We start from the raw sequence: 24,565 nt of genomic DNA on the forward strand, positions 1-24,565 counted from the left end.
GAGGAGACAACAATGGGCTGGAGCCTATGGCTTATAACAATATTATCGACCATTTTTTGGAAATGACATTTTTTCCTTTAAAACGGCTCTTAACAAGATATCTGGTCGCTGGGATGAAGGAGCGCTTTTCCTGGTTATTGGAAGAGTCATCCAGGGTATCCCCCGGCCAAGGAGGATATGAAAATCGAAGGAAAAAAGCAATTATTGTTAAACTTTCTTGTCTATTAGCCTAATAACGTTTATTAGCGTATCAGCATATTAATAAAAATCGCCCGCCAGCTTTTAGTCGGCGAGCTGTAGTCTTCTACCAGAACTTCTACCAAATTTTCTACCCAAATCAGGAACCATTGATCATCTCAGCAGAAGTCATTCAAAAATATCTGGAAGATGAAATCATCATAAAAGCAAGCAGGTAGCGCTTCAAGCGCCGGGAATCATTCCGGCGCTTGCGCATGTCTAACTATTGTAAGAAATCTTTCTTGTTCAGCGCATGATCGACGATACGAATTTCGCTGATCCATCCGTTAAATACGCCGTCCAGCTTATTGGCATATTGGCTCGCGCCGATGATCCACGGTTTGCCGGTCGTGGCGATGCCCTGCAGCTTTGTGTCGGGATTGCGCAGTACTTCTACGCCGTCGATATACATCTTTGTCGATTGCCCGTCGTTGACCAGCGCGATATGGTGCCAGCTGTCGTCCATTTCCCACGACCAACTCGTTTGCTCGCTTCTGTAATTGAGCGGGAAGGACGCCCATTGAATTTCCCGTAAGCTTGACACAGCCAACGTTGCTAGCGGAGCGTCGGCGTCACCTTCTTTCTTGCCGACGTCTTGTCCGGTGCCGTACCGGCCCAGAATGCCCATCCAGGAATGCTTGTCGGCGTCAAAGTCAGGCCCGAGCTTCACGACCGCTTCAATCGTATATCCGTTCGGGAATGTCAGTGCATTGATAGGCGCTTGATCGGATGTTTTCAAATACGAGCCTTTCTTTTGCGACTTGTTGTTGAAAAAGCGAATGCCCGAATTGCTTTGGGGATTTTGCGCATTTCCTTTGTACCAGATCAGATCGCCTGGCTTGGCGTCACCTTCGTCGATACGGTACAAATCGTTGCCTTTGCCGGAAAGATCTTTGACCGCCGCTCCCTTGCCTGTCACAGCTTGCCCTTCAGCGGCCAAACGGTTGTCCATTTGCCAGTAAGCGACCGTACCTTCTACTTTTGGCACTTCTTTATTGACGGAAATGATGGGCTGGAACCCGGAGAACCGTTCTTCAAAATCCATCGCGACTGTAAAATCGTTAAAATCGTCTACTAATTTCTCCTCATCAAACGCGGTTCTTTGTTCCTCCGGCAATCCCATGACCCATGGGGAGAAGGAGGATGTATGAATGCGGTTTTTCTCCATGTCGAATTCAAGCGTTCGTAACATTCCGTTGCCGCCGTGAAAGGCGCTCTGATAATCAACGACCATCATAATGACGTCGTGACCTTTGTTGTTTTTCTTGACCGTATGAGCATAGCCATGATGATGACCGTTTACGGTGAGGAAGATTTGATCGTTTTTCGCGATCAGCTTGTCCCATAGAAATTGCCCGTGATCTGTCATGACGGCTGATTTTTTGTCGTTGGAAATGTTCAGCAGTTGGTGGGTGAACACCATGACCGGGTACGTAGGATGTTTGTCGATTGCCTTTTGCGCCCACTTCAACGTCTCTTCGGATGCTCTCCAATCCAGAAAGAGTGCCATGTACTTTTTCCCGGACCCTTCAAAAATATAGTAGGAATTAAATCCGTCCTCCGAATGGCCGGTAAAACCCGGGATGTTTTTCATCCGATCTGTCGAAAAATAGTTCAAAAACGGTTCCTTGGCCAAATCCCGTTCGTTGTCGTATTGCTGCGAGTTGAGCACATCATGGTTTCCTGCCAAAAAACCGTATGGAAGCTTGGCTTTATCGAATACTTTCATCGCCTCGTCGGCGTTGCGCCATTCGTATTCTTCATCGGCGCGATCGACCAAATCGCCTAAATGTGCGGTGAACACAATATTTTCTTTTTTCGCGTTTTTTGCGATCCAATTCGTTTGCGACAGCCAAAGCTCGTTTTTGTAACGCGCATACTTTTGCGTATCCGGCAGTATGGCCATTTTGAAGCTATTGTCGCTATCTGGTGAAGTGGCCGGACTTGCGGACGCTTGAAAGCCCGACAGCAGCCCCGCAATCATCGTCGCTGGCAACAGCAGCGCGAGCAATTTCTTAAATTTCTTTTTCATTCTGTCATATCCCTTCATCGATGTAATGTGATAGGGACATTGTACGGAATATGTATTACCGGGATGTTAGGAGAGAAACGGATTTGTGTAAAGTATGGGGAATGGTCTGTGCTGATTAAATTGCCGTTGGCGGTCAGCCACCGGCGGCTTCCAGTGTGAACCAATTGGCAGTATATCGATTACGGGAATCGCGAGCACCCGGCCACTAAGCTATAAAGGAGTGTTCAAAGAATCATAAGGAGAATGCCTAACACTAGAAAAAGGGATCCTAGAACAATCTAGGGAAGCCCACTGGATTTGATATATTGAATGTAGTCCGAGCTTGGCTCAGACTCGTGTTTTACCTGCCAACTCTTATATAACGAACCCCATGTGGGTTTGCGTATCCTCAATAGACCACGTATTAGAAAAACAACAGCGAACAGGATAAGTGTAAACCCAGACATATAACCAGCCCCTCATCAATGGCTTAATGAAAAAGTTAAATGCGAGTAATACATATTACAAGTTAGAAAAAAGTAGATAACCCTAAAAGAGCTAAAATAACACCAAAACCAACAACAAATACTCCGAGAAACTGCATTTTTAATATATCATTATCATCTATTTCATGGTATTCATCCCGATTCATGCGGATTGCCATTTCTTCAGGATTTCTGAATATTAATAGACCAAGCCAGATATTAATGGCACCGACGAACATGGTAAACATAGAATCAACCCCTTAACAGACAATACGCAAATCCCAATTTTAGGTTCCATTAAATGTAAAATGCAGGGCTCGTATCTAAACTCAAAAGGTGACTAGAAACCGATCTAGGCCGCTCAATTTAGGCACAAGCAAACACCGAATGTGCTAAACAGGAGTATCTTATATATATACTCGTCCTTGCAGTAGGACTTACAGTTGCTTGCCTAATATAACCATTGAAACATTAGTTGGAAGCAATTGCCGCAGTTGCCTTCGCTGTAATGGATCACCGGGCTATTCAACAACCTACAAAGGCGGTGAATGATCGTGAAAAAGGTTTGGATTGACGCAGGGCATGGCGGGAAGGATTCCGGAGCAACCGGAAACGACCTGCAGGAGAAGGAAATCGTATTAGCGGTGTCTCTTGCTGTGAAGAAACGATTGGAAGCGGAATATGGCGATGTCCAAGTACTACTCTCCCGATCCTCAGATGTGTTCCTTGAATTGGCTGAACGGACCCATAAGGCAAACGCTGCTGGCGCCGATATCCTAGTTAGCATCCATTGTAACGCGGGTGGCGGTGCTGGGGGCTTTGAGTCATATCGATATACCTCGGCAAGCTCGGCTTCGGTAAGATTGCAGAACGTTATGCACGCGGAAATCATGAGTACCATTAAATCCTTCGGTGTCATCGATCGGGGGCAGAAGGCCGCTAATCTGCATATGGTCCGTGAAGCTAAGATGCCTGCTGTCTTAACCGAAAACCTGTTTATCGATGTGGCGGCAGATGCAGCCAAGCTTAAACGGCAGGATGTGATTGATTCTATTGCGATCGGTCATGTGAATGGCATTGCTAAATCTTTGGGACTTCAGAAGAAAGAGGGGGGCGTTACGGTGGAGGATAAGGTACATGTCATTGTAAACGGGAAGCAGATCGCGGACGGCAAGCTTGAGAATGGCGTGACCTATGTGCCGCTTCGGGCTATCGGTGAGGCGTTAGGCGCCAAGGTTGTCTGGGATAACAAGACCAAAACGGCTACAGTTACAACCGAATAAACACCCGATTATTATAAAAGAACGGGCTATTTGTGCCGCGTCGAACAATTTATGTCCCTTTAATCATAATTTAAGCTTCCATTAATATTTGGAGCATAAGATAAAAGCACCCCTTAAAAAATATATCAGAAGCCCCTCTAACATCGGTTAGAGGGGCTTCTTTGGTTATCTTCCCTCGCCTGCGTACAGGCGGATTTCTGATTGAATATTTAGAATCCCAGCCATTTCGTGATATAAGCGGATACGGCTAACTCCTGAAAATCCTGCCAGCTGCGAAATGGGGTATGTTCAACGATAAATGGGTTAATCGTATGTCCTTGTATGAATTCGTCAAACTCTTCATCTGTGCTTCCCTCATAACCTGCGGCTTTCAGCAAGTGACCGATTGAAGAAAACTTGGTATGTCTTTGAATAAATGATTCCGAGAACAGTTCTTCCACGGGCACTTCTTGTTTCATGTCCGAGAGCCTTGCGGCATTTTCGCGAATTTCTGATAGCTTCTGTTCATCCAGTCCGTCTAATCCACTGATCCCAGTATTCATTATGCCCACCTCCAAAAAGTTGCACGTCACTCTATTATACATATACGAGTATGCTGAATTATTGGATTCGCTTTTTTTTGAAGCGGGTATTGACTTGCTAGTTTTATAGAGGAGGAGAAGGGATTTACATCATATTATAATTATTCTTTACCTAGGAATGACTGTGGATATCATGTAGACTGGTAATGATTTACTGCCGCCATGCCTTGCTTTATGGGGAGATGGAGGTCTGTACATACTTGCTTGCATATGGGGGTGGGCACTGTGCCCAAACAAGAAAAGGTTTCAATGTCATGGCTGCTGCGGTATTTAAAACCGGTTAAAGGACGGCTGATACTGCTGATCATGATGCTGCTGACGTCGACAGGCTTGCAGCTTCTGAATCCGCAGATTGTCAAACGGTTTATTGACACGGCAGCCGAAGGCGGCGTTATAGCCACGCTGATTCAACTGGCGGGATTGTTTCTGGTCGTGGCTGTTTTTAATCAGCTGATTACCGTGGCTGTCAGCTATATGGGGAACGATATTTCATGGCGCGCCACGAACCGGCTTCGCGGCGATCTTTTGAAGCATTGCTTGCGGCTGGATATGCGATTTCATAATGTGAAAACGCCAGGCGAGATGATTGAGCGGGTTGATGGCGACGTGACGAATATTTCGAACTTCTTTGCGATGTTCATCGTGCAGGTTATCGGAAGTTTTGTGCTGCTCGCCGGCATACTAGGATTTATGTTCACAGTCAATCTGCCGATCGCGATCGTCATGACGGTGTTTACACTGCTGTCTATTTTGTTCATGGTGTTCATCCGGAATATGGGCGTCAATTCTTCGAAGAATGAACGGGAAGCCAGCGCTTCGCTGTTTGGCTTAATTGAGGAACGCATCGCTGGCATTGAGGATGTACAGGCGAACGGAAATGTGCCGTATGTGATGAATCGGTTTCATCGCATGATGCGCAGCGTGTTCCTGAAAGGAAGAAAAGCCTGGATGCTTCGCGTCGTCCCTTGGAATACCACGGTGATTCTGTTTGCCCTTGCAGTTACCGCTGTCCTGCTACTAGGGGTTCGTTATTATTTGATCGGTGAAATTACGCTAGGGACCCTCTTCCTAATCTATCAATATACGCAGATGCTGAATGACCCGATTGAAATGCTGGGTGACCAGGTGCAGGAGTTCCAAAAGGCAAAATCCGGCATGCTGCGTTCCAGAGAGCTGCTGTCCAATAAGAGCGAGATTGTAGACGGAGAACAAGAAGAGCTTCCGGAGGGAGCGCTCGGTTTGGAATTTGAGGGCGTCAACTTCAGTTATAACGAGGATAAACCGGTGCTAAAAGACATCAACTTTGAGGTCAAACCAGGCGAACGCCTGGGTATTATCGGACGTACCGGCAGCGGAAAGTCGAGTCTCAGCCGTATTCTGCTTCGACTGTATAACATCGACAGCGGTGTGATCCGCGTTGGGGGGACCGATATCACGAAGCTGAAGCTGCCTGCGCTTTACCGCCGGGTGGGGATGGTCACGCAGGATGTACAGCTGTTTGATGGCTCGCTGCGTGACAACCTGACGTTGTTCGATAACGGCGTGTCGAATGCATTTATTCTGGAAACGACGGAGCGTCTGGGACTTCGGCAATGGATCGATGCGCAGCCGGAAGGTCTGGATACGCATCTGACAACAGGCGGAGCATCGCTATCCGCGGGGGAAGCGCAGCTATTCGCTTTAACCCGGGTATTTTTGACACAGCCGAGCCTGGTGATTCTGGATGAACCGTCCTCACGCCTAGACGCCGCAACGGAAATGATGCTGCAGACGGCCGTGGATCAGCTGATGAGCAGTTGTACGGGCATCATCATCGCGCACCGGCTGGCTACGCTGGAGCAGGTAGATAAAATTATGGTGCTGGGTGACGGACGAATTCTGGAATTCGGAGCACGGGAAGCACTTGCACAAGATCCGGCATCGCATTATGCCAGACTGCTGATCACAGGCAGAGAGGAGGAACTGGCATGACCATCACAGGTTTTATAGGGCGCCTATTTCGTTTCAAGCCTTCATTATTTTTATTCAACGGTCTGTTGTGGTGCATATTTCATTCCTTGCCGCTATTGATCGGGCTTGGGATGCAGTGGTTTTTTGACCGGGCTACATCGAATTCGACGGATTATGTATGGCTAGCCGTTCCTTTGATCTTCATTGCCGTAGTAAGGGTTGCGCGGGTGGGGACGTTCTTTGCGGCCTTTTATCAATGGGTAACGTATATTTACCACATTCAGGCCATTCTGCGCACGAACATGCTGGCTGGGATCATGCGCTGGCCGGGGCGGAATTTGCCGGCTTCTCCAGGGGAGGCGATGAGTCGCTTCCGCGATGACGTGGAAGAAGTTGTGGAATACGTGGAATCCTGGGTGGATTTCTGGGGGCGCCTCGTTTTTGCCCTCGTATCCGTAGTCATTATGGCAAGCATTAACTGGAAGATCATGCTGGTGGCCGTGCTGCCGCTCGTAGTGGTCACGCTCCTGAACAATCTGTCCGGCAACCGCGCGCGTCGTTACGGGCTAAAGAACCGGGAAGCTACGGGGCGCATTACCAGCTTTATCGCGGAAACCTTCGGTGCGGTTCAAGCCTTGAAGCTCGGGCAGGCCGAGGATCATGTTCATGAGCGCTTCATGAAGCTGAACGAAGACCGCCGGCAGGCAGCGCTGAAGGATAATCTGTTCAAACAATGGATGCGATCCTTGAATCAGCATGTGCTTAGCATCTGTACGGGACTAATTCTGCTGATGTGCGCTGCTGAAATGCAGGCCGGGCATTTTACCGTCGGGGATTTCGCTTTGTTTACGTCTTACCTGGCTAATATCGGCTTCAGTATTTCCTTGTTCGGGTATATGGTGTTCCAGCACAAGCGGCTGAAGGTTTCCTTTGACCGGATGCGCTCGCTGTTCCGTCCTGGTGAGGAAGACCGGATTATTGAGGCACGGGAAACGTATCTGAACGAAGAGCCGCCGGAACTGCCCGTCATTCACAGAGAACCGGGGGAGAAGCTGCAGGAGCTGGAAGTCAAGAATTTATCATATCATTATCCGAATTCGGAGAATGGCATATCGGATATTAATTTCCGCTTGGAGCGCGGCAAGTTCCTGGTGGTGACAGGACGAATCGGAGCGGGGAAATCGACGCTTGTCCGGACATTGCTGGGTCTGCTGCCGAAGCAGGAAGGGACGATCCGCTGGAACGGGGAAGAGGTGGATCCAGCAACCTTCCTTATGCCTCCTCGGGCGGCGTATACACCGCAGGTTCCTAGGCTGTTTAGTGATCCCTTGAGAGAGAACATTGTTCAAGGGAAGAAAGAGCGGACGGAGGAAGCTCTGGAGAGGGCCATCCGTCTGGCCGTCATGGAGAAGGATATCGAGAATCTGGATCAGGGACTGGAGACGTTGGTCGGTCCGAGGGGCGTTATGCTGTCGGGCGGACAAATCCAGCGGGCGGCTACGGCACGCATGCTGATTACGGGCGCGGATTTATTCATTTTTGATGATCTGTCCAGCGCGCTGGACGTGGAGACGGAGCAGCTGGTATGGGATGGGTTGTTCAAGGAGCAGGGCGTCACTTGCATCGCGGTATCGCATCGCAGGGCAGCCCTTTCGAAGGCCGAACATATCATCGTCATGAAGGATGGCCGGATCGAAGCGGAGGGCAGCTTGTCTGCGCTGCTCGCCACGAGCGAAGAGATGCAGCTGTTATGGCAGGGTGAGCAGTCCGCTGTCGAGGCTCAGGCCCCCGTAGAGGATAGAGTTGAGGTTAGCAAGGTATAACATTAAGTTTGGTTTGGAATTGGGGATGTTAGAACAGGTTTCGAGCAAGGCAGCTTCCGTTGGTATGGAGGCTGCCTTTTTTTATATAATATGAATGGAAAATAACGGGCCATATATTCTGATATATCAGGGGAAGCTCTAAATGAAGAACCGCGCCATTCATATTGGATACTCACTGCGTATTTCCTCCACCCAGGAATACCGCGATTTGTGCTGCGTCCGCTCATCGTCAAACCTATCGAAAATTCCATTTTGCAGATTCTATTATTTTACTTACGAGAATAAGGATATAAATACAAGCCAATCGATAGGCTCGAGGAATAGGATGTAGAAGATGAATGGAAAGGGTGGGTTTACCATGGAATGGAGCGTCATTTTTCAATTGATTGACCCGCGGCTCTTCATGGTCGTTGCTGCCTGTTGGGTAATCGGATATGTGCTGAAGCAAACCCCCAAGGTTCCGAATTGGAGCATTGTATATCTGGTTATAGTCGTATCGGTTCTGTTCACAACCGGCTTGATCGGCTGGAGCGTGGAAAATATCATTCAAGGCATACTCGCAGGGGCGTTTGCGGTATTCGGGCATCAGGCCGTTAAACAAACAGCAGAGGCGATTGCGACTAGAAAGAAGTAAGAACGGCTCAATGACCCAGGGTGGTTTTTGCCTAAACCGAACTTTACCTGGCAGTCTGCCGCTTGAGCCTGTTATTCTTAGGTTCATGAGATGATGTAAGGGAGCGTGAAGATTTGCAGAGGAAAACGTTGACGGTTGAGGCATTGCCTGGGTTTGAGCCGGAGATCGGCCGGTGGATATGGGGACTTGAAGATGTGCGGCAAACGATATTGAGACGGCTGGAAGGGATTCGGCATGAGTTTTTGAACCATAAGGTGGACGGTCGGCAGTCGATCGGTTCACTGTTGTACCATATCGCTTACATTGAAGCGGACTGGCTGTACGCCGAGGTGCTTGAATCCGCTTGGGACCCGAAAATAAAGACCTGCTTTCCCTGGGATCACCGTACCGAGGATAATAGTCTTTCTGAAGTGCCGGATCAGTCATTGGAGGAACACCTTCACCGCATGCAGAGAGTACGTCATGAATTGCTTGCCCATTTCAAAGGCATGGACCTCTCGGACTGGAGGCGAGTCAGACAACTGGAACCGTACGATGTAACGCCCGAATGGGTCATCTATCATCTGATTGAGCATGAATCCCATCATCGGGGACAGATATTTCAGCTGTTAAGAGAGTTGGAACACGCATAAGGATCGATTGTCCACTCAAGTGAGACTGGGGCCTTCGCGGCTAAAGCCGGAGCCTTTTGAGGCTGCTGCTATACATGTTAAAATTGCCCAGGGCAGGGAGCTTTCCTTGCTCTTTTTTGTATATCCTGCAACGATTCAGCATGTCAAAACGTAATAAGCAGATAAAGAGCACGGTATCGGAGGAGATAGGATGAATAATGAATTTTACGTGGGATGGGGAACGCTGGCATTAATTAATGCCGGATTGGCTCAAGGAAAAAACAGAACGGGATTAAACTGGTTTCTGCTGTCCCTCTTGTTAGGCCCGCTCGCAACCCTGTTTCTTGTTCTGTCAGCTAAAAGATGATTTAAGTAATAAAAGGGCCGCCTCCCGGCAAGGGAAGCGGCCTTTATCTATTACATCCGTTGAAACATAGCGGTGTCACGGCTGTAGTGTGTCAGATAACCTGTCTCTTCGTTGCGGATGCGGACGACATCCGGTGTATAGCATTCAATGTAACCTCGCTCGATCTCCACGTATACGCTTGCGGGATCCTCTTCCCATACGGAAACTACCGTTTCCGACAGTGCGGCCGCGAAAAAATGGATGTCTTGCGATAGGTACCGACTATTGCGGTCTGTATTCATTTATTTCATATCCCCTTGATGGTTAGAATCAGATAAAATACGGTCAACTAACTCGTTCATTCCCTTCCAGGAATCCTTCAGAATAAATTCATCCTGAATATGCGCGTTCCACGGACGCGGAATCAGAATGGTTTGCTTTCCGGCTTTTCTGGCGGCAATCGCATTATGGGGACCATCGTCAATCAGAAGATCGAATTCGACTAAATCCTTGCGCTTGGCCACGAAAAAATTCTCGAACGGAATAAAAGGCATATGCCGCTGCAGCCATCTCCACTTCTCGGGCACCGAGGAGGGACGGGCTGCGGTAACAACGATAACGTCATAATCATGCGTCATTCTGTGGACTTCGTCAATCGTATATTCATCAAATATTTCAAGTTCTTCATATAAGCCCGGCTTTCCGAAGAAAGACTCTTCTGAGCAGTCAGGATGCCAGATTTGGTGCAGATTATAATCGGTAATCTGATCCAGCGTCAGCTGAGGATCTTTGTACTGCAGATTGTGATAGTGAATGGCCTTGGGTATGAGATGGCAGATGGTATCATCCATATCGATGGCGACTATTTTTTTGCTCATATCGTCATTACTCTCCTGTAAACATGAATTCTAAGAAACGATGATGTTCCGTAATTGTAAGGGACAGGATGCTTATTGGCAAACCGGAATCAAAAATGGGAGGGTGTAACATTTTATCTCCCCAAACTCTTATAAACTAAGTATAGCATTAATACGGTCAACAACCTTCCTGATATTTACCGGTTGCGGGAATAACTTAATAATAGAGACCTTCACCCATTATGACAGTACATGTCATGATTGCCCTTTTATAATAGGAACACTACAGGGTATAAGGGAGGAGCGGCCATGGCGCAAGAATATATCAACATACGTGGAGCCAGGGAGAATAACCTGAAGAATGTTTCGCTGCAAATTCCAAAACGGAAAATCACGGTCTTTACCGGCGTATCTGGCTCGGGCAAATCGTCCATCGTGTTTGATACCATCAGTTCGGAAGCTCAGCGATTGCTGAATGAGACGTTTACCGCTTTTGTTCGTAACCGACTTCCACGGCATAGCCAGCCGGACGTCGATTCGATCGAGAACTTGTCGACGGCCATCGTCATCGACCAGAAGCGTCTGGGGGGCAATTCACGGTCCACGCTAGGCACAATCACGGATCTGTACGCCATACTCCGTCTGTTGTTTTCCAGGGTGGGACAGCCATTTGCGGGATACTCCAACGTCTTTTCTTTTAACGACCCGCAAGGCATGTGTCCGGAATGTCAAGGTATCGGCAGGAAGGTCGAGCTGGATCTAAATAAACTGCTGGATACGAGCAAATCTTTGAATGAGGGAGCAGTCCGATTTCCTATTTTCTCAGTGGATAGCTGGTATATGAAAAATTACACCATGTCCGGTTTCTTTGATAACGATAAGAAGCTGGCCGACTATTCGGAAGCGGAATGGGATCTCTTCCTATACGGCAAGGAGGGAAAGGTGACGTTTCCGTCCAAGGGTGGACCGGTACAGTCTGACTTCGAAGGTCTCGTGTTGAAGTTCAACCGGCTGTATATCCAGAGAGACAGCAGTGAATTGTCCGAACGCACCTTAAATCACGTCAAAAATTTTATTACGCATGGCACATGCCCGTTATGCGAGGGGACACGGCTCAGTCAAGCGGCATTAAGCTGCAGAATCAACGGGTATAATATCGCCGAGTGTGCGGCCATGGAGATTGGGGAGTTAAGAGAGGTCATCCTGAATATCAAGGAGCCTGTGGCTGCCAGTATGGTGGCCAGTTTGGCCGAGCGGCTGCAGCACTTGATGGATATGGGGCTGGATTACTTAACGCTGAATCGGGAGACGACCACGCTCTCCGGAGGTGAATCGCAGCGGGTGAAGATGGTTAGGCATCTGGGCAGCAGTCTGACGGACATGATGTATGTTTTTGATGAGCCGAGCGTTGGTTTGCATCCTCGGGATGTTCACCGCCTGAACGACATGCTCAGGAAGCTTCGTGACAAGGGCAACACGGTGCTGGTCGTGGAGCATGACCGCGACGTGATTGAAATTGCCGACCATGTGGTGGATGTGGGACCGAATGCAGGTACCCGGGGAGGGGAAGTTGTCTTCGAGGGTACGGTTGAGCAGCTGTGCAGCCAAGACTCTACGTTAACCGGGCAGTATATGAAACGCTGCATGCCGATGAAAGAACAGTTCCGGGTACCGACAGGACAAATGCGGATTGCCAATGCCAGTCATCATAACCTGAAAAATGTAACGGTGGATATCCCGGAAGGCGTGTTAACCGTGGTCACGGGCGTAGCGGGGTCAGGCAAGAGCTCGCTGATTCATCATGCCTTCCTGTCCCAGCATCCCGAGGCTGTCGTCATCGACCAGTCCGCCGTCAGCACCTCGATTCGTTCCAATCCTGCTACCTATACGGGGATCATGGATGACATCCGGAGCATGTTTGCCAAAGCTAACGATCAGAGTCCATCCCTGTTCAGCTTCAATTCCAAAGGAGCCTGTCCCGACTGCCACGGTCTCGGGTTCATCTATACGGACCTGGCGTTTATGGAAGGCATCAAGTCTCCGTGCGACACCTGTGATGGCAGGCGCTTTAAGGATGATGTGCTGCAGTATAAACTCCATGGAAAAATGATTACCGACGTACTGGATATGACGGTGCTGCAGGCACTCGATTTTTTCGAGAAAAAAGAAATCAGACGGCGGCTGGAGGCCCTGCACGATGTCGGCTTGCACTATCTAACGCTCGGACAGCCGCTAAGCACCCTGTCCGGGGGCGAAAGCCAGCGCATCAAGCTGGCCAGCGAGCTGCACAGACAGGGAAAGATCTACGTGATGGACGAGCCGACAACGGGGCTGCATATGTCGGATGTCGGGCATTTGCTGGACATGATGAATCGGCTCGTCGATAACGGCAGCTCGGTGATCGTGATCGAGCACAATCTGGATGTAATCCGTCAGGCGGATTGGATCATCGATCTTGGACCCGAGGGCGGCAGCAGGGGAGGCAGGGTCATGTTCGAAGGAACGCCTGCTGAACTGATCATGGCGGAACAATCGCTGACTGCAAAGTATGTACGGGGTTAGCGGGAGATCAAAGAAGTGGAGTGAATGGCGGGTCCTTATCGGGGTCTGACCAAACCCATGCAGTATGTTACATGGAGCAGGCACGAATTCATTTCCGTAGTTGTTTCATAGTGGACTTTATAGTGGCCGTGCCGCATATCCCCGCGGCACGGCTATTCTATGGTTGTTAGGCTTATATGATCGCTTAAACGGCAATACTGTATGCTGCGACAGACTAAGTTGGTTAATGAAGTACGTGTAATGACTCGGTCTGCAATCCTAATAAGCAGCATCTTTATTGTAAATGGGGGATACGACAATGCAGAAAGTATGGTGGAAAGAAGCCGTTGCTTACGAGATCTATCCACGCAGTTTTATGGATTCGAATGAAGACGGCATCGGGGATCTGCAAGGGGTTATATCACGCCTGGATTATTTGAAGGATCTCGGGATTGATGTTATATGGGTATGCCCCATCTATCGATCATCCAATAGTGACAACGGTTACGATATCAGTGATTATCAGGATATTATGACGGAGTTTGGATCCATGGCCGACTTCGATCAACTGCTGGCCGAAATCCATAACCGCGGCATGCGCCTTATTATGGATCTGGTGCTCAATCACACCTCGGATGAACATCCGTGGTTTATTGAATCCCGTTCCTCAAGGACTAATCCGAAGCGGGATTACTACATCTGGCGGGATGCGAGGGATGGGGCCGAGCCGAACAATTGGGAATCCATCTTTACCGGTTCCGCTTGGGAATATGACGAGTTAACGGATCAATATTATCTCCACCTCTATTCCAAGAAGCAGCCTGATTTAAATATGGAGAATTCTGCGGTCAGGGATGATCTGGTCAGGATGATCCGTTGGTGGCTCGATAAAGGGATTGACGGTTTCCGCGTGGATGCGATCACCCATATTAAGAAGCAGCCGGGTTTGCCGGATATGCCCAATCCGAATCATCTTCGATATGTCGACTCGAATCCGGGACATCGGAATATAGCGGGCATCCATGATTTTCTTCAACAATTCAAACGCGAAGCGTTCGCCCATTATGACATTATGACGGTTGGCGAAGCGAGTGGCATTCCGATATCGGAAGCAGACCGATGGATCGGGGAAGAGAACGGGGCCTTGAACATGATTTTTCAATTTGAGCATGTCAATCTTGATTTCGGACTCGAAGGGCGCTGGGATTATGCGATCTGGGACTTGGCCGAATTGAAGCAGATCATGCATAAATGGCAGACGGGACTTGAAGGCGTGGGCTGGAATGCCCTCTATATGGAGAATCATGATCAACCGCGCTCCGTATCCCGTTTTGGCGATCCGGTCCACTATCATAAGGAATCGGCCAAGATGCTGGCTACTTTTTTTATGCTGATGCAGGGGACGCCGTTTCTTTACCAGGGGCAGGAAATCGGAATGACGAATGTTGAGTTTGCGGAGCTGAGCGATTATCGAGACGTGGAGATCTACAACTATTACCGCGAGCGGCTGTTGGACGGGAAGGACGTGTCCGAGACGATGCGCAGAATCGCGTACCGGGCAAGGGACAATGCAAGAACGCCGATGCAATGGGATGACACGCTTTATGGCGGCTTTTCCACGGTTGTGCCGTGGATCCGCTGCAATCCGAATTATCATGAGATCAACGTGAAGCAGCAGTTAAATGATCCCGATTCCATTCTCAATTACTATAAGGCCTTGATTCGTCTGCGCAAATCCAGTGAGGCGTTGATCTACGGAACCTATGAAGCGGTGCTTCAGGAGCATCCGGAAATATTCGCCTATTCCAGGTCGCTCGGGAACGAGATGTACTTGGTCGTACTCAACTTCTATAGCGGAACACCGGATTTTCAATTCCCTGTCGAGTGGCGTGAGCATCAACCGGAAGTTGTACTCTCGAACTACAAGCGCTCGGAGCGAAGTTTCGGCGAATTCGCTCTACACCCTTATGAAGCGATAGTTTATCGTGTAAACTAAGTTCGTAAGCGATTTCTTGAGATGAGAGGTGAATGCAGCTTGTCACAACCAAACATGATGTCTGCCGCCGTTCTTGAACGCCCTTTATCCATTGGGGTGAAGCAGGTTCCCATTCCGGAGCCAAAGCCGGATGAAGCCTTGATTCAAGTGTATTGCATCGGCATATGCGGTTCGGATGTGCATTACTATGAGCATGGACGGATTGGCAGATATGAGGTGAAGGAACCGTTGATTCTGGGACATGAGCTTGCCGGCGTTGTCGTAAGGACGGGGGAGAAGGTGAGAAATGTCTCCGCCGGTGACCGCGTGGCCGTGGAACCGGGCGTTACGTGCGGGCGCTGCTCTTATTGTAAAAGCGGACGTTACAACCTGTGTCCGGATGTTGTATTTATGGCCACCCCACCGGTTGACGGAGCTTGGGCCGAATACGTCGCGGTGCGAAGCGACTTCCTGTTCCGGCTGCCGGATGAAATGTCCTTTGAGGAAGGCGCTTTGCTTGAACCGCTGTCCGTAGGACTTCATGCCGTACGCCGCGGGCGTATGCACCCGGAGGACCGGGTGCTGGTTCTCGGCCTGGGGCCGATTGGCCTGCTTGCTATGGAGGCGGCTAAAATGTCCGGAGCTTCTCAGGTATATGGCAGTGACGTCGTGGAATACCGGCGTAATTTGGCCCTTCAGATGGAAGCCTCCGGCGTGATCAATCCGATGAATGAATCCGTTCCGCAGCGGTTGAAGGAACTTACGGGCGGCAAAGGGATTGATCTTATTATTGAAACGTCGGGCAACGCCGGTGCCATCGCTGATTCAATCGGTTATGTGAACCGCGGAGGCCGGATCGTGTATGTAGGTCTGCCGACAAAGGATGCCATCCCGGTGGATATCGGCGCTTTGGTTGACGCCGAGCTGGATGTATACGGCGTGTTCCGCTACGCGAACACGTACCCGGCGGCTATACAGATGCTGCAAAACAAGGGCAGCCGCATACGCGATATCATCACCCACCAGTTTTCCTTGGATCAGATCGAGGAAGCTGTAGAGCTTGCTCGCACGCACAAGGACACCAGCGTAAAAGTCATGATCTATCCTCATTCAACCGCATAATATGGTTGTAGCCGGGAGAGCCGCGAGACCGGCATGTTCAATATTGCCCAAAAAACGTCATTGATCATCATAAAAAAGGCACCACTCCAACACTTGTCGGAGCGGTGCCTTTTCATAATCCAGGTTAGTTCGGGCGTTCATTGCTCATCCAGCTGTCGATATGCAGATCATCGCTGTAGCTGTCGCGAGCCGAAATTTCACCAAGCTTTTGCTCGGCTTCCTCACGGGAATCGAACCCGCCGATGACCGCGATGAAGTCACCGCCAGCGGTCTTAATGAAGGTCACGTCGTCTTCCATATAAATCTCTTCAAGAATAGCAAGGGATTCCCCTTGTGGCATGGCTTCACTGCGGATATAGAAGACCTCGCGCGGGTTTACCGGCTCGCCGGTCGAAGTGAGCTTCAGCTCAATATAGCCGGGGTCTTTATATTCGGATACGGTATGCTTCACGCCATCCTTCAGTTCAACGACAAAACGCATGGCCGAGTCATCCAAAATCACATTTTCATAGACATCCTTCACCAGCGGCAGGGCCAGCATGTCTTTCCTGAGGGTTTCATAATCAAAGTTTCGTACACCGTTAAACGTGAAGATCAGACGGTTTGGTGCATCCCGATGATCCACGGTGTAGGACGGGACACTGGAAACGGACTTGCCTTCCTGATCAAATTGAATCTTAATCACGTCCTCGGAAGCTTCCGTACCCACGGTAACGCCGTCGGTCCGCTCGCCTCCGCCCCCGAACTGCAGAACCTGAACGATGCTGCCCACCACGGGGACTTTGGCTAAGGCGTTTGCCACCGTCGGGATGTTGACCACGAATAGTACGGCAATGGCAGCTGCAACAACGGACGAATATCTCGTCAAGCGCATGGATCGTTTGCGGGCAGCCGCCTTTTTCTGTGCTGCGGTCATAACATCGGTTAGCTGGGCAGGGATCTCAATGTGTTCGTAGCGTTCTTTTCCTGTCATAGATTATCGACCTCTCCCTCGATTAAATACGATTTTAATTTTCCGATAATGCGGTAGAATCTGGTCTTGACCGTGTTTTCGGACAATGACAGCACTTCCGCCATTTCTCGAAAGCGCAGGTCCTCAAAAAACTTCAGAATAATATAGGTTTTCTCTTCTGGCATCAGTCTGTCCAGCGCATCATATAAATCCATTTTCTCTTCCAGCGGTAGGGTATGCTCTGCGGCTGCATAGTCTTGCGTTTGGTCCTCCATATAAGTTACCCGCTTCTTGCGACCGAGATGGTCGATGGCAGCGTTAATGACAATCCGGGTCATCCAGGACTCAAAATACTGCGGCGTGTTCATTCGCTCGTAAGCGAGAAATCCCTTATAGGTTGCCTCGGAGACGATATCGAGTGCCTCCTGCTCATTTTTGACATAGCAATAGGCCACCCGGTATAACTTGCTTTTGCATTTCTCAATATTTTCACTGAACTGTTTTGGCTTCGACTCTTTCGCTCTCAGTTCACTCACTCCTAACTACTAGCGCTAGTATTTTATGTCATGGCACGAATTCGTTTTGATCTATTCCTGGTTTAATGGGTTGGATCATGCTCAAGTACTTGAGTGCGCTTGACTGATCATTAGACCGTGGAGCGGGCCAAATAGTTTTAGCCAGGGATAAAAAAAGTTGCGGTTGGTGAGATATGCCATCTGATTCGCTTGAAAAAATTAATCCGTTAACTTAACAGAAGTCTTTAACGGTGTTACTATATTAAGACCATATAAAATGTACGGAGGCCAGAACATGTAGGTTTTTCTACCCTAACCAACACAACTAAATACAGAACTGGGGTAGAAAGATGAAGAGGAAATCTTTTCGGTATCTCTGGATAGGTCAGGCGCTCGCCAATAGCGGCGACTTGTTTTACATTGTCGGCCTGATGGCAATTATCTATGGGATTACGGGATCCGCCATGTTGATGGCCATGATACCTTTTGTCACGACGATGGCACGGTTTATAAGCGGGAGCTTTGCGCCCGTGTTGATGGATAAATACAGCCTCAAGTCGCTGCTTGCTTTGTCGCAAATCGGGAAAACGGCCGTGTTGTTCCTATTGTTAATGACCTACTATGTGCTGGGAGAGCAGGAGGTGACGGTCTATGCGATCCTCGGATTCGTATTCCTCATCTCTTTGCTTGATGGTTGGGCTGCACCTGCAAGCCATGCCATGCTGCCGCGTCTGGTGGATGCCACCGAGCTGACGAAAGCGAATAGCTTTGTTGCCATCGTGGATCAGCTAATTCAACTGGGAGGCTGGGCCGTTGGGGGACTGCTGGTCGTAGTCTTGGGCGGAAGCAACGTAATATGGCTGACCTTTGCCCTAACCCTCGCCGCCGCAGTCTTCATGAAGCTTATAGAGGATCGGCATGAATCCACCCAGGAACAGAAAGAGAAGGCTCGCGTTTCGAATTGGCGCTCCATTCAGGAAGGCTGGACACTCATTTGGAAACAGCCTTCTCTTCGGGCAATTCATGTGATTTATGTATTGGAGACGATGGCGGGCGTGATTTGGATCGCAGCGACCATCTACGTGTATGTAGCCGATGTGCTGCACAGGGAGGAGGCATGGTGGGGATATATCAACGCAAGCTTTTTCCTGGGACTCATGCTGGGTGGACTGTTTGGAATGAAAAACGCGGGGCTGATCGACCGCAACATCCGCAAGTTCGTCATCTGCTCTTCCTTCGGCATTAGTATCATGACGTTCGGTTTTGGATTGACCTCGGTGCCTTGGATGGCCCTGGTGTTCTCGGCAGGCTTCGGCGTTTTTGAACAGCTTAAGGCAGTCTCGCTTCAGACTACACTGCAGCGGGGCGTATCTGTCCATGTATTGCCAAAAGTGTACGCAGCTCAAAGCGCGCTTGTTTCGCTGGTATTCGGATTATCCACCCTGTTGTTTGGGTTCATAACCGATGAATTCGGCGTTCGGGCTACGTACATCATCGCGGCCACGGTATTGTTCATCTCGGGATGTTACGCATTACGGATACGAACGAGATTGCCGGAGTTAGGGGAGGGGCTTGAACAAGGACGGATCGGCATCGAATAATCAATAAACAAAAGGCGAGCTTAAAGCTCGTCTTTTTTGCATGCATAAATCGCGGGGCGATACTGGTTTGAAAATATTTGGAAATCCGGTTGATAATCCATCTACTACGTATTACGATATACCCGTAGTAGGTCACACTGAATACCGACATCACTGAACAATGAGGTTGAAAAAATATTTTAAAGAAGTTGTTGACACTCCCTGCTACTCAGTATTACAATGTACGTGTAATGAGTAATACTTAATAGTGTGTTTTTCCAAATGCTATTAAGTAAAAATTTCCTTCGGTACTATGTTATACTGAATATAGGTAATACTAAGTAGGGGAGGGCGAAATAGAGGAGGCTTTCGAATATGGAAAATTTAACTGAAATGCTGAAGGGTTCGCTGGAAGGCTGTGTGCTGGAAATCATCAGCCGCCGTGAAACCTATGGTTACGAGATTACCCGCCGTCTGAACGAGCTTGGGTTTACCGAAGTCGTGGAAGGAACGGTCTACACCATACTCGTGCGGTTAGAAAAGAAAAAGCTGGTGAACATTGAAAAGAAACCGTCAGACATGGGGCCTCCGCGCAAGTTTTACTCACTTAATGAGGCTGGCCGCCAGGAGCTTGAATCGTTTTGGGAAAGGTGGGATTTCTTATCATCAAAAATCAACGTCTTGAAGTCAATCTAGCCTCATAAGATATTCCGTCCGATATTTTTGGAGTGCCTTGTTCCGCTTTATATAAAAGGAGGAAAATTATATGTTGGAAATATTCAAAAAAATGATTGGTGATAAAAAAGAGTACAAAATGATGATGGCACGGGTTGAAGCCCTGCCTGAGGACTACCAGTTTGTATTTAAGAAAATTCAAAACTACATGTGGAATTTCTCAGCGGGCAACGGGATGGATATGCTGCACATGCAGTATGAATTAATCGAGTTGTTCGAAGCCGGAGCAGCTGAAGGCAGACAAGTGCTGGAAATCACCGGGGAAGACGTGGCGTCCTTTGCTGACGAACTAGTAGCAAACGCTAAAACCTATGTAGCCAAGTATCGGGAAGATTTGAATCAGAGTATCATGAACCGATTGGGTAAAAAATAAATTCAATAGATCATACCGACTGATTAGCTGGTTACTAATGTGAATTGCCACCTTCGCTATTCAGTTAATTTTTAACCCGGTAGTAAGTTATACAGATTATCAGTATTACTAAATAGTTGGGTGCAGGCAACCTAGCTCCGCAAGGCGCTAATTATGAGGAGGAAAAAATATGAGGAATGCAGCGATTTCTGTAAAAGGGTTAAAAAAATCCTTTAAAGACAAGGAAGTCTTAAAGGGGGTGGATTTTGAAGTGCGGCGTGGGGAAATTTTCGCGCTGCTGGGCTCAAATGGAGCAGGCAAGACAACGACAGTCAACATTCTCTCAACGCTGATGAAGCTCGATGGCGGCCAAGTAGGTATTTGCGGCTTTGACGTCCAGCGTCAACCGGATCATGTTCGCCAGAGCATCAGCCTGACAGGGCAGTTCGCGGCTTTAGACGGCATGCTTACCGGGCGGGAAAACCTGATGATGATTGCCAAGATGCGGGGAGTTTCCAATCCAGCTCAAGTCGCCGACGATCTGCTTGCAAGATTCAGCCTGACCGATGCGGCTAGCCGCCGGGCAGATAAATATTCCGGCGGGATGAAGCGCCGGCTTGACATCGCCATGAGCCTGATCGGGACACCAGCCGTCATTTTTCTCGACGAACCGACGACAGGGCTTGACCCCGAAGCGCGGATTGAGGTCTGGAATACCGTCAAGGAGCTTGCCGGCGGCGGCACGACCATCTTGCTGACGACCCAGTACCTGGAGGAAGCCGAACAACTGGCGGACCGTATCGCCATTCTGCATGGCGGAAAAATCATCACGACCGGTACCCTTACCGAACTCAAAGAGATGTTCCCGCCAGCCAAAGTGGAGTACATCGAGAAGCAGCCGACATTGGAGGAAATTTTCCTCGCGATCATCGGCAACAAGGAGGCGATGTAAATGAAAAGCAAAACAGGGGTGTTACTAGGGCGTTTAATGCGCAACATCATGCGCAGCCCGGACACAATTATCACGGTGGCGATTACGCCGATTATGATGATGCTGCTGTTTGTCTACGTATTTGGCGGCGCCATAGAGACAGGTACGGACAATTACGTCAATTATTTATTGCCGGGAATTTTGCTGATGGCTATCGCATCCGGCGTTGCTTACACTTCCTTGCGGCTGTTTACGGATGTAAAGAGTGGGTTGATGGCGCGTTTCATTACCATGCCGATCAAGCGCTCGTCGGTATTGTGGGCCCACGTATTGACCTCACTTGTTTCCAATGCGCTTACTGTCGTGGTGGTTTTCCTCGTCGCGCTCTTGATGGGCTTCCGCTCCGGCGCCGATATCCTGGATTGGCTCGCGGTAGCTGGGATACTCGGGTTGTTTACGCTGGCGCTGACATGGCTGGCGGTCATTCCCGGATTGACAGCAGGGTCTATGGAAGGGGCGACAGCCTACTCGTACCCGCTAATTTTCCTGCCGTTTATTAGTTCGGCCTTTGTCCCCACCGAAACCATGCCTAAAATTGTCCGTGCGTTTGCTGAGAACCAGCCCGTGACTTCAATCGTGAATGCGATTCGTGCCCTCTTATATGAAGGGACGGTTGGCAACGATATCTGGATCGCGCTTGCCTGGTGCGTTGGCATCATGGTCATCGCTTACTTCTTCGCCAGTAAAACATTTAAACGCCAGTTAGGGTAAGTACACCATTCTGGGAATGTGGAGAAATTGACGTAAAAGAGGCCCTCCCGTGTTACCCAGGGGAGGGCCTCTTTTGGAATGCTATGGTGTTACCGTGAAGGACCGATCGCAATCCAGGACATGAAACCATAGGCGAGATTGCAGTTAGGCTGGCGGCTCACTTCAAGGACGGCGGTATCCTCGCGCTGGGATTTCAGGGAGATTTGGAAGCCAGGATTGTTGCTCATCCCCACAATGATATAGTTGATCCCAGCAAAAGCTTCCTCGAATTGGACGGTTACCTCGGTTAACGCCTCAGCTCCAAATACAAATGGCGTCATGCCGAATTGCTGCAGCTTCGGCTGGCCAGGTGTGCTGCGCACTGGCGTAAAGCATAAATGTTCTGCCGTTACTGCGCCTTTAGCCAATTGTTGTCCGGTAACGGCTCCTTCGGCCAGATGGGTGCTTGTGACGGCGCCGTTTGCAAGCTTATCGCTATCAATGGAGCCTTCGGCTAAGGTGAAGTCGTTGAAGGCATCTGGTCCGAGGTGCTTGCTGCCGATAGTTCCATTGGCAATTTGCGCGCCTGTGAGTGAGGCGTCGGCAACGTGAGCGCCGGTGATGGAGGCATCCGCAATCTTGCTGCCGTCAATGGAGCCATCGGCTAACGAGAAGTTATCGAAGGCATCCGGACCGAGGTGCTTGCTGCTAATAGTTCCGTCAGCAATCTGCGCACCAGTCAGGGAGCCATCAGCAATGTGCGCGCTAGTGATGGAATCCTCAGCTATCTTGCTGCCGGTCACTGATCCCTCATCTAGAGTGAAGTTATCGAAGGCATCCGGACCGAGGTGCTTGCTGCTAATAGTTCCATCTGCAATCTGCGCACCAGTCAGGGAGCCGTCAGCAACATGCTTGCCGGTGATGGAATCCTCAGCTATCTTGCTGCCGTCAATGGAGCCATCAGCTAACGAGAAGTTATCGAAGGCATCTGGCCCGAGGTGCTTGCTGCTAATAGTTCCGTCGGCAATTTGCGCGCCCGTGAGCGAACCATCTACAACGTGCGATCCAGTGATGGAAGCCTCCGCAATCTTGCTGCCGTCTATAGAGCCTTCGGCTAACGAGAAGTTGTTGAAAGCATCTGGTCCGAGGTGCTTGCTGCCGATAGTTCCGTCGGCAATTTGTGCGCCAGTCAGGGAGCCATCAACAATGTGCGCGCTAGTGATGGAATCCTCCGCAATCTTGCTGCCGTCAATGGAGCCATCGGCTAACGAGAAGTTATCGAAGGCATCCGGACCGAGATGATTGCTGCCGATCGCTCCGTCAGCAATCTGCGCACCAGTCAGGGAGCCGTCAGCAACGTGCGATCCTGTGATGGAGGCCTTAGCAATCTTGCTGCCGCCAATGGAACCTTCGGCTAACGAGAAGTCGTTGAAGACATCCGGTCCGAGGTGCTTGCTGCTAATAGTTCCGTCGGCAATCTGCGCACCAGTCAGGGAGCCATCAGCAACATGCTTGCCGGTGATGGAAGCCTCCGCAATCTTGCTGCCGTCAATGGAGCCATCGGCTAACGAGAAGTTATCGAAGACATCCGGACCGAGATGATTGCTGCCGATCGCCCCGTCGGCGACGTGAGCGCTGGTGATGGAGGCCTTAGCAATCTTGCTGCCGTCAATGGAGCCTTCGGCTAACGTGAAGTTATCGAAGGCATCTGGTCCCAGGTGCTGGCTGCCGATAGTTCCGTCGGCAATCTGCGTGCCTGTGAGCGAACTATCTACAACGTGAGCGCCAGTGATGGAGGCATTAGCAATCTTGCTGCCGTCAATGGAGCCATCGGCTAACGAGAAGTCGTTGAAGGCATCCGGACCGAGATGCTTGCTGCCGATCGCCCCGTTGGCAATCTGCGCACCAGTCAGTGAGCCTTCGGCAATCTGCACGCCTGTGAGCGAACCATCCGCAACGTGTTCGGCGGTGATGGAATCCTTAGCAATGTTGCTGCCGGTTACCGATCCCTCATCTAGAGTGAAGTTATCGAAGGCATCCGGTCCTAGGTGTTGTCTGCCGATGGCTCCGTCAGCAATTTGCGCACCAGTCAGTGAGCCTTCGGCAATCTGCACGCCCGTGAGCGAACCATCCGCAACGTGTTCGGCGGTGATGGAATCCTTAGCAATGTTGCTGCCGGTCACCGATCCTTCGTCTAGGGTGAAGTTATCGAAGGCATCCGGTCCTAGGTGTTGTCTGCCGATGGCTCCGTCAGCAATTTGCGCACCAGTCAGTGAGCCTTCGGCAATCTGCAC

22 protein-coding genes are annotated in these 24,565 nt (G+C 49.8%); 14 read left to right on the top strand and 8 right to left on the bottom strand.

All coding sequences use genetic code 11. The features are described from left to right. Positions 1 to 460: 460 nt before the first annotated feature. Both ACOZB4_RS26555 and ACOZB4_RS26560 read right to left on the bottom strand, forming a co-directional pair. A complete protein-coding gene (locus ACOZB4_RS26555) occupies positions 461 to 2,269 on the bottom strand; it encodes a LamG-like jellyroll fold domain-containing protein (protein ID WP_379410628.1) in 1,809 nt (602 codons plus the stop codon). 508 nt (positions 2,270 to 2,777) lie between these two features. Next, positions 2,778 to 2,981 carry a hypothetical protein gene (locus ACOZB4_RS26560; protein ID WP_379410623.1) on the bottom strand — a complete coding sequence of 68 codons (204 nt, stop codon included), beginning with the start codon at positions 2,979 to 2,981 and terminating at the stop codon, positions 2,778 to 2,780. A gap of 306 nt (positions 2,982 to 3,287) precedes the next feature. On the opposite strand from ACOZB4_RS26560, the gene ACOZB4_RS26565 reads away from it, so the two are divergent. Further along, entirely contained in the window at positions 3,288 to 4,016 is a 729-nt protein-coding gene (locus tag ACOZB4_RS26565) for an N-acetylmuramoyl-L-alanine amidase (RefSeq protein ID WP_379410619.1), read from the top strand. Positions 4,017 to 4,225: 209 nt separating this feature from the next. Here ACOZB4_RS26565 and ACOZB4_RS26570 read toward each other — a convergent pair whose 3' ends face one another. Further along, on the bottom strand, positions 4,226 to 4,558 hold the full coding sequence (locus ACOZB4_RS26570) for a hypothetical protein (protein WP_076322226.1): 333 nt from the start codon (positions 4,556 to 4,558) through the stop codon (positions 4,226 to 4,228). A 264-nt stretch (positions 4,559 to 4,822) separates the two neighbouring features. Between ACOZB4_RS26570 and ACOZB4_RS26575 the strand changes: the two genes are divergently transcribed. From ACOZB4_RS26575 to ACOZB4_RS26595, 5 genes are all read left to right on the top strand, one after another. Then, positions 4,823 to 6,568, top strand: a complete 1,746-nt coding sequence (locus ACOZB4_RS26575) for an ABC transporter ATP-binding protein (RefSeq protein WP_379410583.1) — start codon at positions 4,823 to 4,825, stop codon at positions 6,566 to 6,568. Further along, positions 6,565 to 8,370: an ABC transporter ATP-binding protein gene (locus ACOZB4_RS26580; RefSeq protein ID WP_379410552.1), complete on the top strand. Its 1,806-nt coding sequence runs from the start codon at positions 6,565 to 6,567 to the stop codon at positions 8,368 to 8,370. Before ACOZB4_RS26575 ends, ACOZB4_RS26580 begins: the two co-directional genes overlap by 4 nt. A gap of 334 nt (positions 8,371 to 8,704) precedes the next feature. Then, positions 8,705 to 9,004, top strand: a complete 300-nt coding sequence (locus tag ACOZB4_RS26585; protein WP_379410527.1) for a phage holin family protein — start codon at positions 8,705 to 8,707, stop codon at positions 9,002 to 9,004. 113 nt (positions 9,005 to 9,117) lie between these two features. Continuing rightward, positions 9,118 to 9,636 carry a DinB family protein gene (locus ACOZB4_RS26590; RefSeq protein ID WP_379410524.1) on the top strand — a complete coding sequence of 173 codons (519 nt, stop codon included), beginning with the start codon at positions 9,118 to 9,120 and terminating at the stop codon, positions 9,634 to 9,636. A 190-nt stretch (positions 9,637 to 9,826) separates the two neighbouring features. Continuing rightward, a complete protein-coding gene (locus tag ACOZB4_RS26595) occupies positions 9,827 to 9,982 on the top strand; it encodes a hypothetical protein (protein WP_006208027.1) in 156 nt (51 codons plus the stop codon). A 50-nt stretch (positions 9,983 to 10,032) separates the two neighbouring features. On the opposite strand, the gene ACOZB4_RS26600 is transcribed toward ACOZB4_RS26595, so the two are convergent. Further along, positions 10,033 to 10,263, bottom strand: a complete 231-nt coding sequence (locus tag ACOZB4_RS26600; protein ID WP_071222107.1) for a hypothetical protein — start codon at positions 10,261 to 10,263, stop codon at positions 10,033 to 10,035. Next, positions 10,264 to 10,839 (bottom strand): 5' nucleotidase, NT5C type, encoded by a 576-nt coding sequence (locus ACOZB4_RS26605; protein ID WP_379410518.1) that lies wholly within the window; start codon positions 10,837 to 10,839, stop codon positions 10,264 to 10,266. Between the two features lie 288 nt (positions 10,840 to 11,127). On the opposite strand from ACOZB4_RS26605, the gene ACOZB4_RS26610 reads away from it, so the two are divergent. The 3 genes from ACOZB4_RS26610 to ACOZB4_RS26620 all read left to right on the top strand — a co-directional run bounded on the left by ACOZB4_RS26610 (position 11,128) and on the right by ACOZB4_RS26620 (position 16,456). Then, on the top strand, positions 11,128 to 13,380 hold the full coding sequence (locus ACOZB4_RS26610) for an ATP-binding cassette domain-containing protein (protein WP_379410516.1): 2,253 nt from the start codon (positions 11,128 to 11,130) through the stop codon (positions 13,378 to 13,380). Positions 13,381 to 13,678: 298 nt separating this feature from the next. Continuing rightward, a complete protein-coding gene (locus tag ACOZB4_RS26615; protein ID WP_379410505.1) occupies positions 13,679 to 15,355 on the top strand; it encodes a glycoside hydrolase family 13 protein in 1,677 nt (558 codons plus the stop codon). Between the two features lie 39 nt (positions 15,356 to 15,394). Further along, positions 15,395 to 16,456 (top strand): NAD(P)-dependent alcohol dehydrogenase, encoded by a 1,062-nt coding sequence (locus ACOZB4_RS26620; RefSeq protein WP_379410495.1) that lies wholly within the window; start codon positions 15,395 to 15,397, stop codon positions 16,454 to 16,456. Between the two features lie 124 nt (positions 16,457 to 16,580). Here the strand turns inward: ACOZB4_RS26620 and ACOZB4_RS26625 are convergent, their stop codons facing one another. Together ACOZB4_RS26625 and ACOZB4_RS26630 are read right to left on the bottom strand one after the other, a co-directional pair. Then, on the bottom strand, positions 16,581 to 17,429 hold the full coding sequence (locus tag ACOZB4_RS26625; RefSeq protein ID WP_379410489.1) for a hypothetical protein: 849 nt from the start codon (positions 17,427 to 17,429) through the stop codon (positions 16,581 to 16,583). After that, the gene (locus ACOZB4_RS26630) at positions 17,426 to 17,944 is read right to left on the bottom strand and encodes a sigma-70 family RNA polymerase sigma factor (protein ID WP_379410486.1); all 519 of its coding nucleotides are present in this window, start codon (positions 17,942 to 17,944) and stop codon (positions 17,426 to 17,428) included. The genes ACOZB4_RS26625 and ACOZB4_RS26630 overlap by 4 nt, the downstream gene beginning before the upstream one ends. A 329-nt stretch (positions 17,945 to 18,273) precedes the next feature. Here ACOZB4_RS26630 and ACOZB4_RS26635 point away from each other — a divergent pair, with 329 nt between their 5' ends. The 5 genes from ACOZB4_RS26635 (at position 18,274) to ACOZB4_RS26655 (ending at position 22,292) form a co-directional block, all read left to right on the top strand. Continuing rightward, entirely contained in the window at positions 18,274 to 19,524 is a 1,251-nt protein-coding gene (locus ACOZB4_RS26635; RefSeq protein WP_379410484.1) for an MFS transporter, read from the top strand. A gap of 354 nt (positions 19,525 to 19,878) precedes the next feature. After that, positions 19,879 to 20,199 carry a PadR family transcriptional regulator gene (locus ACOZB4_RS26640; RefSeq protein ID WP_076322212.1) on the top strand — a complete coding sequence of 107 codons (321 nt, stop codon included), beginning with the start codon at positions 19,879 to 19,881 and terminating at the stop codon, positions 20,197 to 20,199. 70 nt (positions 20,200 to 20,269) lie between these two features. Beyond that, positions 20,270 to 20,611 carry a DUF1048 domain-containing protein gene (locus ACOZB4_RS26645; RefSeq protein WP_215163257.1) on the top strand — a complete coding sequence of 114 codons (342 nt, stop codon included), beginning with the start codon at positions 20,270 to 20,272 and terminating at the stop codon, positions 20,609 to 20,611. Positions 20,612 to 20,780: 169 nt separating this feature from the next. Further along, positions 20,781 to 21,542, top strand: a complete 762-nt coding sequence (locus ACOZB4_RS26650) for an ABC transporter ATP-binding protein (protein ID WP_076322210.1) — start codon at positions 20,781 to 20,783, stop codon at positions 21,540 to 21,542. Further along, the gene (locus ACOZB4_RS26655; RefSeq protein ID WP_215163258.1) at positions 21,543 to 22,292 is read left to right on the top strand and encodes an ABC transporter permease; all 750 of its coding nucleotides are present in this window, start codon (positions 21,543 to 21,545) and stop codon (positions 22,290 to 22,292) included. 89 nt (positions 22,293 to 22,381) lie between these two features. On the opposite strand, the gene ACOZB4_RS26660 is transcribed toward ACOZB4_RS26655, so the two are convergent. Continuing rightward, positions 22,382 to 24,565, bottom strand: a 2,184-nt coding sequence (locus tag ACOZB4_RS26660; protein WP_422759701.1) for a WIAG-tail domain, incomplete at its 5' end; no start/stop codon positions are given.

It is taken from the genome of Paenibacillus sp. NPDC058898, from assembly GCF_049316025.1.
GTDB lineage: Bacteria > Bacillota > Bacilli > Paenibacillales > Paenibacillaceae > Paenibacillus_AQ.